Source organism: Photobacterium kishitanii, assembly GCF_000613045.3.
Lineage (GTDB): Bacteria > Pseudomonadota > Gammaproteobacteria > Enterobacterales > Vibrionaceae > Photobacterium > Photobacterium kishitanii.
The window spans coordinates 1,921,483-1,934,318 of the sequence record NZ_LN794352.1; the positions used below are offsets into that span (position 1 = coordinate 1,921,483).

A 12,836-nucleotide genomic window follows, 5' to 3' on the forward strand; every position below is an offset into this window, starting at 1 on the left:
AGATTATAACAACTCCTCCTTATATCAGGGTCAAATAAATGAATAAAAAAATAACAGTCTTAACATTAAACACTGTAGCTCTAGCGTTAGCCTCGATGAGTTTTGCCGTTAATGCCGGCGAAAAGATGGTTAACCCTGAAGGCGGTGTTGTTGTAGGTTACTGGCATAACTGGGCTGATGGCCGAGGTTATAAAGCAGGTAATGCCCCGGCAATGACCCTAGAAGCAACGAACCCAATGTATAATGTGGTTGCTGTTTCTTTCATGAAAGTTTACGACCTTGCTGAAGGCCGTATCCCTACTTTTCATTTAGATCCTGCAACAGGTTTAACTGAATCACAATTTATCGCTCAAATTAAGCTACTTAACGATCAAGGCCGTGCAGTAATACTGGCGCTTGGTGGTGCTGATGCGCATGTTGAATTACAAAAAGGCGACGAAGATGCTTTCGCTGCTGAAGTTATTCGTCTAACCGATCTTTACGGGTTTGATGGTTTAGATATCGATCTTGAGCAAGCGGCAATTGATGCTAAAGATAACCAAACTGTTATCCCTGCAGCATTACGTATCGTAAAAGATCACTACCGTGAGCAAGGTAAAAACTTCCTGATCACAATGGCACCTGAATTCCCATACTTAACGGCTGCTGGTAAGTATGTTCCTTATATCACAGGACTTGACGGTTACTATGATTGGATCAATCCGCAGTTTTATAACCAAGGTGGCGACGGTGTTTATGTTGAAGGCCCAGGCTGGATTGCGCAAAACAACGATGCGCTAAAAGAAGAATTCATCTATTACATTGCTGATTCATTAGTTAACGGTACCCGCGGCTTTACAACAATTCCGCATGATAAGTTAGTTTTTGGTATTCCAACTAATATCGATGCTGCAGCGACAGGCTTTATTAAAGAGCCTCAAGATCTGTTTGATGCGTTTAAACGTTTAGAGAACCAAGCTCAACCTCTTCGTGGTGTAATGACATGGTCAATTAACTGGGATATCGGCACTGACGCATCAGGTAAAGCATACAACAGCAGCTTTATTGATACCTATGGTCCATTTATTCATAATCAAACACCACCAGTAGTCCAACCGGGTAAACCAAGTTTTACTGGTATCGCTGATGTTCGAGTGCAACATAAATCAACATTTAATGAAATGTCAGGCGTAACCGCAAACGACAAAGAAGATGGTGATCTAACATCGTCTATTGCCGTAACGGGTTCTGTTGATATTCAACGTGTTGGTGAATATGTACTGACTTATTCAGTTACAGATTCTGATAACAACGAAACAGTATCACCACGTAAAGTAACTGTATTTAGCGCCCTTCCAACCTTCACTGGCGTAGCAAATAGCGTTATTAAAGTCGGTGAAAACTTTGACCCAATGGCAGGCGTTGTAGCAACAGATGCTGAAGACGGCGATCTAACGGCAAAAATATTAGTCTCTGGCACAGTAAACACTGCAATTACGGGTCAATATGAGCTTGTTTATAGCATTACTGACAGTGCTAACCAAACCGTAACTGTAAAACGTGTTGTGGTTGTTAACGATGGCTCTATCGTATGTACTCCAGCATGGCAAGCCGATGCTACTTATGTTGAAGGTGATGTTGTAAGTCACAATGGTAAAGAATGGCAAGCTGGTTGGTGGACACAAGGTAATGAACCAGGCACAACTGGCGAATGGGGTGTATGGCGTGAAGTTGGTGATACCGATTGTGGTGGCGGTACAGAGCAACCTAATGTTGATTTTACTGCAACCCTAACCGGTGTTAATGGCAATTACACTATCACTAACGGCACTGCAAAATTAACCCTTAATTACAACGCTAATAAAGCGAGTTCAGTACAGATCGATGTTATTGATACAATGGGCTACCCTGTTTCAGGTGGGCAATTTACCGATAGTGTAGATAGCAACAAAACGATTAATATGGTACTTAACGATGTCGTTGCAGGTAAATATTCACTGCGTATGATCGCAACATCAAACAATGAAAACGTAGAACAACGTTTAGATTTTACACTTGAAGATAAAGGCACCGTTGAGCCGCCAGTAACTGATGCTCCTGCGTATGAAGCAGGTAAAGCCTATCTTGCTGGAGATAAAGTATTAGCTAACGATGGTAATATTTACCAATGTAAACCATGGCCTTACACTGGCTGGTGTGCTAACGCATCTTATGCTCCAGGTACATCTCAATACTGGGCTGATGCTTGGGACAAGCTATAATTAATTGTCGCCAATAGTTATCAATAATTAATATTAACCAGTAGTAAGTACAGAGCTTATTGCTGGTTTTTTTGTAGTAATGGTAGCGTGCCTATTTGTAAAAAGGCCTGTTCTAATGTTCGAGATAGGTTTTTCTTATCTATTGGCTTTGATAGATAATCATCCATACCAGCGTCAAGACAATGTTGTTTTTCCTGTTCAAGCACGTTAGCCGTTAACGCAATAATATATGGCTGTACGATATCCATACGACGAATACGTTGCGTTGCCTCAATACCGCCCATATTGGGCATTTGGCAATCCATCAAAATCACATCGGTAACATGACCATGAATGTAATCAATCGCCAACACACCATCACTAACAATATTAATATCCAATAAACCAAAAGAACCTAAAAACGCCTTGATTAACTGTTGATTTACTTTACTGTCTTCAACAACCAAAATGCGTTTATCTGCATAAAAACTTAAATCATTTTTAAAATTTTCGCTGCAACTCATCGCTTGTGGATGATCGCAACATTTAAGGTTAACATTAAACCAAAATGTTGTACCTTTACCTAGTTCGCTAGTGACATTTAATGTCGTCGCCATTAACTGACACAAACTATTCGAAATGGATAAACCTAGCCCTGTTCCACCAAATTGACGCGAGATAGAACCATCTGCTTGTGTATAAGAATCAAAAATAGTATCAATACTTTCAGGAGCAATACCTATTCCTGAGTCTTTAACGCTAAAACATAGCTGTTGGTGTAACCCTAGCTGATCATGAGGTGTTGTTGAGCTTCTATCAATATCGTCTAATAACCCCACCCTCAATTCAATGCTTCCACGATGGGTAAATTTAACAGCATTACCTAACAAATTCGTTAAAATTTGCCGAATTCGTCCTTCATCAGCATCAAAATAAGGAGCTATATTGGCATCAATATCCGTGTATAACTGAATATTTTTTTCTCGTAACTGGTGTTCAAAAGGAGCAATACAGCCGTGAATAAACGTTTTTAAATGAAAATGATTAAAACGTAATTCAACATTACCCGCTTCTAATTTTGAATAGTCCAATATTTCATCAATAATAATAAGTAACGCATTTGCTGATTGCTTAATATATTCAACCTGCTGTTTTGATTGATGATCTAAATTTTTATCCTCTAAACATTGTACAAACCCTAAAACACCATTCATTGGCGTTCGAATTTCATGGCTCATATTTGCCATAAAATTACCTTTTATTCGCAATGCTTCATTGAGTTGGTTAGTTTGCTGCTGTAACTTATTGTTCAACCCTTGTAGCTTGGTTTCATTATCAAAAATATAGTTATCAACTTTACTGAGTTTGATCGCTAATAGTGATACTTCACTATCATCTTTTTTCAATCCTGAAATATCTAACCGACCAGATCCCATCTTCGTTAATTCACGAATGAGATAATTTAATGGTTGGGTAACTTTGTGATACATATAAAAAAGAATAAATACAATAAAAAACAAAAAAGGTAAAACATAAATCAATATTTGGATCACTATCGTTTTAATAATATTGCTAGAACTATAATAAACGACATATTTGAAAATTGGGTCCCCATTAAAATAAGCAGGATAACTTAATAGATAATCCTGTTTATATCTAGATAATCCTGATATATAAAGAAATGGCCTTAAATTAAGATCTTGGGCATCATCTGAATGATAATAATGGAGAAGTTTATTATTAAAATCATAAACAGATAATGAACGAATTTCTTTATACTGACTAATTAAGCGATTAAATTCTAATGATGACTCCGTATCTTGAAATACGATAGTATCTATAAACACAGGTGCTAGTGCATTCATCATGACTTTTACGTTTTTAACTAAACGCTGAGTATTACTATAATAACTGAGTGTTAATGCTGTTAACATGACACAAATTAATACGCCACTCATCATTAAAGCAATTTTATGAAACAACCCTTTTTGTGATTTGAGTTGCTGACTAATACAATAAATCTCAGATGTATCTTGCATAAAGTACCCCTCGATCTACTTCTCTATGGGTAATCCTTTCTCTGACCAATCTAACCATGAACCATCGTAATGAGACACTTTAAATCCAGCTTGTTTCATTAAAAAATACGTCAACGTTGAGGCTCTACCTTTATTACAATAAGTCACACTTTTACGACTTTTATCTAAGGTGGCAAAGATACTTTCAAGCTGCTTAGGGGACTTCAGTATTTTAGTCCCCTCAGTCGTTGTATTAAAAAACACACTATTTTGGATATTTTTGGCTGTCGGTATATGACCAAATTTTTTCGTTGCTGAACGCTCACCCATAAATTCCGCTAATGTTCGACTGTCATATAGCTGGTATAAATCACTATAAGCAGCCACTTTAGCAACTGTTGTACTGGCATAAACTGCGGGATTTAATACAGGAAAATACTGCGACGGTTGAGCTATTGTACTTTTTTCAGTAAGTGGATAATGCTCAGACCAAGCATCAATCCCCCCATTAAGAATAGCAATATTTTTAATACCGTATAATTCTAACACCCAAAATAAACGCGCTGCATTTTTGAGATCGCCTTGATCATAAATAATGATTTGTTGTGAGATCGTTACTCCTTTTTGTTGTAATAATGGCGCTATTTTTTTTATATTTTTCACATAATAAGCATTATTAATTTCAACATAGGTTAATGCAGTAGGAAAGTTAATTGCAGTATTTATGTGCCCTTGCTGATACAGGTCTTTATCTCTAGCATCAAAAATAATAATTGGCTGTTGTTGAATAATTTGTTGCTGTAACCAAGTGCTATCTATCACCCATTGATGCAGACGTTCACTAGCATAAGCTTTTGTTAAGCCGATAAAAAATAGAATTACAACATAGAATATTGTCGTTATATTTTTAATCATGTTTTCATCCCTGCTAATGCTATAAGTAAAACTTAGTACCATCAGTTTCATAATAGTATTTATTAAGCGTAGCAAAGAACGTAAAAAAAGCCCGACATAAAAGTCAGGCTTAATATTTATTTAGCGTATTATTTTAAGCATCAATTTAGTGAGGCTTACCTAAAAAAGTCCATGTTTCTAATACCGTATCAGGGTTCAATGACACTGAATCAATACCTTGATCCATTAACCAACGAGCAAAATCTTCATGATCTGATGGCCCTTGACCACAAATACCTACGTATTTACCCGCTTTATTGGCTGCTTTGATGGCTAACGATAGCATCGCTTTCACAGCATCATTACGTTCATCAAATAAATGCGCAATATCACCAGAGTCCCGATCTAAACCAAGTGTTAACTGAGTCATATCATTAGAACCAATTGAGAAACCATCAAAGTATTTAAGGAACTCTTCAGCCAAAATCGCGTTTGAAGGTAATTCACACATCATCATCACTTTAAGGCCATTATCACCGCGACGCAGTTCAAATTTAGCCAATAAGTCAATCACAGATGCAGCTTCACTGACAGTACGCACAAATGGGATCATAATTTCTACGTTCTTCAATCCCATCTTTTCACGAACACGCTTTATCGCTTCACATTCAAGTGCAAAACAATCTTGGAAATGTGGTGCGATATAACGAGATGCTCCACGGAATCCTAGCATTGGATTTTCTTCTGTTGGCTCATAATTAACACCACCAACAAGATTACGGTATTCATTTGATTTAAAGTCTGACAACCGCACAATTACTCGCTGAGGCCAAAATGCTGCAGCTAATGTTGAGATACCTTCCGTTAATTTCTCAATATAAAATTCAACTGGATTTGCATAACCGATAATTCGCTTGTCTATTTCAGCCTTTATTTCGACACTTTGCTGATCATAATTTAGTAACGCTTTAGGGTGGATACCTATCATTTTATTAATGATAAATTCTAACCGAGCGAGACCAACACCTTCGTTAGGAATACAAGCAAAATCAAATGCACGATCAGGGTTACCCACATTCATCATCACTTTTAATGGCAATGTTGGTAATTGTTCTACCTCAGAGCGACGTACTTCAAATTCAAGAATGCCATCATAAACATATCCCGTTTCACCTTGTGCACAAGATACAGTTACATTTTGGCCGTCTTGTAGAAGTGCCATAGCATCACCACAGCCTACAACAGCAGGAATACCTAATTCACGCGCAATAATAGCAGCATGACAAGTACGCCCACCACGGTTAGTAACAATCGCTGACGCTTTTTTCATTACCGGTTCCCAATCAGGATCGGTCATATCAGCCACCAGCACATCACCTTGCTGTACTTGGTCCATCTGTGATAAATCAGACACAATGCGTACTGGACCGCTACCAATGCGTTGTCCAATCGCACGTCCCTCAATCAAGGTTTGTCCCTGATCATTAAGATGAAAACGTTCCATTACTTGTTGATCATCACGCGAACGTACTGTCTCTGGGCGTGCTTGAACAATCAATAACTCACCGGTATTACCATCTTTTGCCCATTCAATATCCATTGGACGGCCATAGTGTTGCTCAATAATCAGTGCTTGTTTAGCCAGCTCCATAATTTCAGTATCAGTTAATGAGAACTGGCTTTGTTCTACGACCGTAGTGTCGGTTATTTCAACTTGGGTTCCAAGATCTTTACCATCAGCGTAAACCATCTTAATAAGTTTAGAGCCAATAGTACGGCGCACAACCGCCGGATTTCCTGCCTTTAGAGTTGGTTTATGGACATAAAATTCATCTGGGTTTACAGCTCCCTGAACGACCATTTCACCAAGTCCCCATGAAGAAGTAATAAAGACAACTTGATCAAAACCTGACTCAGTATCTAATGTAAACATCACGCCAGAGGAGGCTTTATCAGAACGCACCATTCGTTGAATGCCAGCAGATAATGCTACGCCTTCATGATCAAAGCCCTGATGAACTCGGTATGAGATTGCACGATCATTAAATAGTGAAGCAAATACATGCTTAGTTGCTTCAATAACTGCATCTATACCGCGTACATTCAAAAATGTTTCTTGCTGTCCAGCAAACGATGCATCAGGCAAATCCTCAGCTGTTGCAGATGAACGGACCGCAACAGATAGCATCTCATCACCTTCTCCGAGTTGTTGGTAACAAGTACGGATATCATCTTCTAGCGCTGCTGGTAATGGATTTTCAAGTACCCAATTACGAATAGTTGCACCCGCTTGTTTTAGTGCATTCACATCATCAACATCAAGTGTATCTAACAAAGCGTAAATACGTTGGCTTAATCCATTAGCTTGTAAAAATTGATTAAAAGCATAGGAGGTTGTCGCGTAACCATTAGGGACTTTCACCCCGGCATTAGACAAATTTGCTACCATCTCACCCAGGGAAGCATTTTTGCCACCAACTCTATCAACATCATTCATTGACAGATCACTGTACCAAATAACATTCTGCTGCACGGTAGTTCTCCTTGATCATTAGCTAAAACGAGCGACACCAGCAATCGTTTGCGTGAACGGTGTTAAAGATATGCCATTTTATGTTAACGTATCTCTTCGCTATTCCTATGAAGCACAGAATTGCAACTTTTTTTGAAGGATTCAATATACAATGCAAAATAAAACCAATTTTCGTGACGTGTTTTACATTTCAGACGGTACAGCGATAACGGCAGAGACTCTCGCCCATGCCGTTTTAGGTCAATTTTCACTCGATATTAAACAAACAACCCTGCCTTTTGTTGAGTCAATTGAACGCGCCAAACAAGTAAAAAACCTTATAAATCAATCAAATGAAAAGCATGGCGTACAACCTCTCGTGTTTTATTCTGTGGTTGTACCTGAAATAAAACAGATCATAGAACAAGCTGATGCGCTTTTTTATGATGTCCTAAAGGTTTTAGTTGAACCTTTAGAGCGTGATTTAGCCATGAAAGCAACACCACAATTACAGCGTTCACACAGTATAAATAAAGACTCTGCTAGTTATCATGATCGTATTGCAGCAATCGAATATACTCTAGCTCATGATGACGGCGTATCACTCAACCACTTAGAACAAGCCGATATTATTTTATTGGGCGTGTCTCGTTGTGGTAAAACCCCCACGAGTTTATATCTAGCAATGCAGTTTGGGTTACGTGCGGTCAATTATCCTTTCATTGCCGATGATATGTCAGCATTAAAACTCCCCAAAGCTATTGAGCCTTACCGCTTTAAAACTTTTGGTCTAACGATAGATATCGAACGATTAGTTGCAATTAGAAATGAGCGTTTTGCTGACAGTGAATATGCCAGTCTAGAACAATGTCAAGACGAGCTGCATAAGGTGGAAGCTATGTTTCGCCGTGAAGCCATTCCTTATTTAAACACCTCGTCATTATCCGTTGAAGAAATATCAACTCGACTACTATCAATGAGCGGATTAAAAAGAAACATGTGTTAATTCAACCAAATAAAGATCAAGTGATATCAGATATAATATAAATATGGTTATTTACACTGTGCTTAATTAGAATACTGATTTAGCACAGGTACATACACACCATGAATAAAAAACCTGATCGTCAAACAGCCATGCGTCAACTTCTAAGCGATGTTAAGCAGGCGTTTCCACTTTATGATCCTGAAACCTTTGTTTGTGGTCCTGATAACAAATGCATTGGCTGTCCTAAAAAATTATTAGAGTTAGTCGATACTGAAGTCAGTTATTGGGAGCACGCGATTGAACGTGGGGTTACTCCACAGTTTGATGAAATTAGGCAGTTTGGCAAACTGTGTAAAAATGTTCGCCGAGGCTTAATACGAAATAATATAATGAGCTAATGTCGCCCGTGCTATAATCCGCATTATTGTTCGTCGGCTGTTACCCTAACACTAGGGAGAGCCGTTATTTGATTTATTTATCTGAGATTCTACATGCCTTTCTCTAAGCTTGGATTAAGCGACGCTATCGTTAAAGCAGTAACCGATATGGGTTACACCACTCCTACGCCGATTCAAGAAAAAGCCATTCCGGTGGCACTAACCGGCAAAAATTTACTTGCAGCAGCACAAACAGGTACAGGTAAAACAGCCAGTTTCGTGCTTCCAATTCTGCAAATGCTTGATGATGGTCAGCAAGTACGAGCTAAACGAGTGCGTGCTTTAATTCTCGCGCCAACACGTGAACTTGCTGTTCAGGTTGAGGCAAATATTGCCCAATACAGCAAACACACCAATTTAACCTCTATGGCAATGTACGGTGGTGTCGATTACGAACCACAAAAACGCCGCCTTATTGAGGGTGTTGATATTCTGGTTGCAACGCCAGGTCGTTTATTGGATATGTACACTAAACGTGCTATTCATTTCGACGCCATTGAAATTTTAGTGCTTGATGAAGCCGACCGTATGTTAGATATGGGCTTTATCGAAGACATTAATAAGATCATCGAACGCTTGCCTCTTGATCGTCAAAACATGTTGTTCTCAGCAACGCTATCTGCTCAAGTGCGTTTACTGGCAAAAACAGCAGTTCGTAATCCAGTTGAGATCAGTGTTGCCAAAGATGAAGCATCACAACCTAAAATTGATCAGTGCCTGATCACTGTCGATAAAGACATGAAGTCATCCCTATTAAGCCATTTAATTAATGAGCAACAATGGGATCAGGCGTTAATCTTCATTGAAACAAAGCATGGTGCAGCTAAATTAGTTAGCCAACTTGAAAAACGTGGTATTGCTGCTGAAGCTATTCATAGTGGTCGTAGTCAAGGCGCACGCGCACAAGTTTTAGAAGATTTTAAAGCGGGTAAAGTGAAATACTTAATTGCAACCGGTGTTGCTGCTCGTGGTCTAGATATTGATGAGTTAACCCGCGTAGTGAACTATGATCTACCCTTCCCACCAGAAGAGTATGTTCACCGTATTGGCCGTACAGGTCGAGCAGGATCTAAAGGTGAAGCGATTTCATTTGTATCACGCGATAACTTTAAAAACTTATGCATGATTGAGCGTCTATTAGGTCACTTAATCGTTCGTAAAGAAATTGAAGGCTTTGTACCAACAAAAGAAGTGCCAATTTCTATTTTAAACTTCAAACCTAAATACAATAAACCTGAAGATAAAAATAGTACTGATGGTAAGCCACGTCGCAATGATAAGCCGCGTAGCAACACACCAAGCACAGATAAACCAAAGGCAAAGAAGCCAAGAAACCGTAAACCAATCACTGATCGTGATACCGGTATTCCACGCGGTACACGCAAGCCTAAATCTGCGTAATTAATATAACATCGCCATCTTAGCGCAAGACATTAAGATGGCGATCGTCATTATTAAAGCGAATTAGCAATCAGTAATGGACTCCAACGCGTCCACGCTACTAACAATAATCCAGCACAACCTAACCATACCACCGTTGCTAACGATAACGTTGCGGTTAAGTTATAGTAATAACTCAAGACATACACTGCCATTAAATATCCGGCATAAGGTATTAACGAGCACAATCCAAACAAGGCTGTCATACGAAGATCTTCCATGCTGCGCTCTGAGCCCACAATATAATGAGCAATTAATGCAAATGTCGGAAACAAAGGCACTAATCCTGCAATATAAAAGCTCTTACTTTTCGATAATAACGCAATCAGTAATACTGCTGCGGCACCCAATAGACATTTAAAAAATAATGTCGCCATTCCCTAGCCTCAATAATCATCATTGCTATCATAATAATTAAAAGTAAAAAAAAGCGATACAACTATGTTAGCTATAATATAAAACGTAGGATTAACGATCAGTAAAAACAATATTAGGCGCGTCAATGGTTATAAAATCATCACTTATATCCTCACTCGTTGTTTCTTTACCGTAAACAGCTACACCTTGGTGCTGAGTGATTTTTTTAAATTCTAGATCAGAGAATACTTTTTCAGATTGGCTATTTTTTGCTGTCGCTTTATATTCAACTTGTAAACAATCCCAACCCGACAAATAAGCCGTATTTAACAACCAACCTAAAAAAGCATGTTCCACCCGTTTAGATTGAATACGACAACTGAACATCAAATCCGTTACTCGACGCTGATTCAAATCAATGATACAAAAACCAACCGTTCCATAATCACCAAACTTATCCGTTGCGTTTAAAAAAAATGTTGCTACTGATTGATCTTGAATTAATTGCATCAACATTTCACGATCATAGCGTGTAGCTGAAAAATTCATTTGGTTAGTTCGTTGTACTAATTCATGGATCCGATCGATAAATGTCAGTTGCGCGCATCTAATCTGTAATTGTATATTGCACGTCTTTATAAACTCACCATATTCCCCATCAAAACCACAGCGCACTGTTGATCGTTTTTGTTGAGCAACATAAAAAGAACGTCTTAATGCTGATTCCGATGAAGTCTGGGGACTAAATGCCGCTAATTCAGTTAACGTCATATAATCACTATGTTTAAAAATACTTACTTCAGGGTGTATGTTCTTTACTTCATTTCTTTCAAATGCGGAGTCATCAATAAAAGCAATAGTGTCTTTACCAACATTAAAATTTTCAGCTATTCGTTGAATTGATTGGCTTTTAGGCCCCCAATTAATTTCAGGAAAAACAAAATATGCAGCAAGGCCTAAAGCACCAAGATGCGCCCAAGCTCTATCATGATCATTTTTACTGGCAATCGAACTAACAATGCCACGAGCATCGAGGGTTTTTATAACATCAGTTATACCTTTTTTCAGTTGAATTCGATCTTCGCCATCTTCGACAAGAACCCCATCCCATAATGTATTATCCAAATCCCAAACTAATACTTTAATAGATTTATTAGGTAATACATCTAACGATATTCTTTCTTGTAACTGAGAGCTCTGCTGAATAAAACCGACAAACCCAAAAACAACGGTTAATGGATTCTCCTCTTCGGCTTCACTTCTATTAGGAATAATATTGATAAAGTGCATTTCTTGAAAATCAACATGTGGAGCAATACTTTTAAAAGGAATAAAAACTTGATGATAACCCGCCGCTTTTTGTAGACGATATTGAAATGGGATCTTATTCAATTTACCTTTTATAGCTCGAATAACAATGCTCAAATCTACTTCCGTTTCACAATATATTTCAATGAGAAAAGCATCCGCACATTGCTTAGGCATCATAGACTGACTTAAATAATTTTTATACCGAGTCGCCATTCGAACAACAATACCCCGTCGTCCAGCAATAGATAATCCATCTGAAAATTCAGCATGTTGAGCAATATATTCAGCACGTGATGCCTTGCGATTAATAATATCAGCCTGTTGAGGATCAAATACGCCAATATATGATGTTGACATCAATGCCCCCCAACGTTTGAAGTCAACTTGAACTACCGGATATTGACGCTCAGCAATTGAAAGAGGAACAATACCTTTCACAAATCGTCGACAATGACCATCACGGCGCGGTTCATACAGATCACATGTCTTATAACAGGCAGGCATCGCACATTCAGTGCAATGCTCTTCCCACTGCAAGACTGAATATCTAAAACAGTTATCTATAACAGTTTGGCCTAAAATAAAGGCCTGTCGCACCTCATTAGGTAAACAAAGCGCTTGTCGTAAATCTTGTTGAGATAAAACCTCTAACTGATACAT

9 protein-coding genes are annotated in these 12,836 nt (G+C 38.4%); 4 read left to right on the forward strand and 5 right to left on the reverse strand.

The window, feature by feature from the left end; all coding sequences use genetic code 11:
* Positions 1-38 precede the first annotated feature (38 nt).
* A complete protein-coding gene (locus tag PPBDW_RS09110; protein ID WP_036794979.1) occupies positions 39-2,240 on the forward strand; it encodes an immunoglobulin-like domain-containing protein in 2,202 nt (733 codons plus the stop codon).
* 56 nt (positions 2,241-2,296) lie between these two features.
* Here the strand turns inward: PPBDW_RS09110 and PPBDW_RS09115 are convergent, their stop codons facing one another.
* The 3 genes from PPBDW_RS09115 to ppsA form a co-directional block, all read right to left on the reverse strand.
* Positions 2,297-4,258, reverse strand: a complete 1,962-nt coding sequence (locus PPBDW_RS09115) for a response regulator (protein ID WP_054262044.1) — start codon at positions 4,256-4,258, stop codon at positions 2,297-2,299.
* A 15-nt stretch (positions 4,259-4,273) separates the two neighbouring features.
* Positions 4,274-5,152 carry a sulfurtransferase gene (locus PPBDW_RS09120; protein WP_036794980.1) on the reverse strand — a complete coding sequence of 293 codons (879 nt, stop codon included), beginning with the start codon at positions 5,150-5,152 and terminating at the stop codon, positions 4,274-4,276.
* Between the two features lie 145 nt (positions 5,153-5,297).
* The gene (gene ppsA, locus PPBDW_RS09125; RefSeq protein ID WP_036794981.1) at positions 5,298-7,664 is read right to left on the reverse strand and encodes a phosphoenolpyruvate synthase; all 2,367 of its coding nucleotides are present in this window, start codon (positions 7,662-7,664) and stop codon (positions 5,298-5,300) included.
* Between the two features lie 151 nt (positions 7,665-7,815).
* On the opposite strand from ppsA, the gene ppsR reads away from it, so the two are divergent.
* From ppsR to PPBDW_RS09140, 3 genes are all read left to right on the forward strand, one after another.
* The gene (gene ppsR / locus PPBDW_RS09130) at positions 7,816-8,649 is read left to right on the forward strand and encodes a posphoenolpyruvate synthetase regulatory kinase/phosphorylase PpsR (protein WP_036794982.1); all 834 of its coding nucleotides are present in this window, start codon (positions 7,816-7,818) and stop codon (positions 8,647-8,649) included.
* Positions 8,650-8,750: 101 nt separating this feature from the next.
* Positions 8,751-9,029 carry a hypothetical protein gene (locus PPBDW_RS09135; RefSeq protein ID WP_036794984.1) on the forward strand — a complete coding sequence of 93 codons (279 nt, stop codon included), beginning with the start codon at positions 8,751-8,753 and terminating at the stop codon, positions 9,027-9,029.
* A gap of 93 nt (positions 9,030-9,122) precedes the next feature.
* Positions 9,123-10,469 carry a DEAD/DEAH box helicase gene (locus tag PPBDW_RS09140; RefSeq protein WP_036794985.1) on the forward strand — a complete coding sequence of 449 codons (1,347 nt, stop codon included), beginning with the start codon at positions 9,123-9,125 and terminating at the stop codon, positions 10,467-10,469.
* 53 nt (positions 10,470-10,522) lie between these two features.
* On the opposite strand, the gene PPBDW_RS09145 is transcribed toward PPBDW_RS09140, so the two are convergent.
* Positions 10,523-10,885: a GlpM family protein gene (locus PPBDW_RS09145; protein ID WP_036794986.1), complete on the reverse strand. Its 363-nt coding sequence runs from the start codon at positions 10,883-10,885 to the stop codon at positions 10,523-10,525.
* Positions 10,886-10,976: 91 nt separating this feature from the next.
* Entirely contained in the window at positions 10,977-12,836 is a 1,860-nt protein-coding gene (locus PPBDW_RS09150; protein ID WP_054262045.1) for an HAD-IIIC family phosphatase, read from the reverse strand.

Coding starts and splice junctions, on each gene's coding strand:
- PPBDW_RS09110 (WP_036794979.1), top strand. CDS start 39: ATGAATAAAAAAATAACAGTCTTAACATTAAACACTGTAGCTCTAGCG.
- PPBDW_RS09115 (WP_054262044.1), bottom strand. CDS start 4,258: ATGCAAGATACATCTGAGATTTATTGTATTAGTCAGCAACTCAAATCA.
- PPBDW_RS09120 (WP_036794980.1), bottom strand. CDS start 5,152: ATGATTAAAAATATAACGACAATATTCTATGTTGTAATTCTATTTTTT.
- ppsR (WP_036794982.1), top strand. CDS start 7,816: ATGCAAAATAAAACCAATTTTCGTGACGTGTTTTACATTTCAGACGGT.
- PPBDW_RS09135 (WP_036794984.1), top strand. CDS start 8,751: ATGAATAAAAAACCTGATCGTCAAACAGCCATGCGTCAACTTCTAAGC.
- PPBDW_RS09140 (WP_036794985.1), top strand. CDS start 9,123: ATGCCTTTCTCTAAGCTTGGATTAAGCGACGCTATCGTTAAAGCAGTA.
- PPBDW_RS09145 (WP_036794986.1), bottom strand. CDS start 10,885: ATGGCGACATTATTTTTTAAATGTCTATTGGGTGCCGCAGCAGTATTA.
- PPBDW_RS09150 (WP_054262045.1), bottom strand. CDS start 12,836: ATGTATCAGTTAGAGGTTTTATCTCAACAAGATTTACGACAAGCGCTT.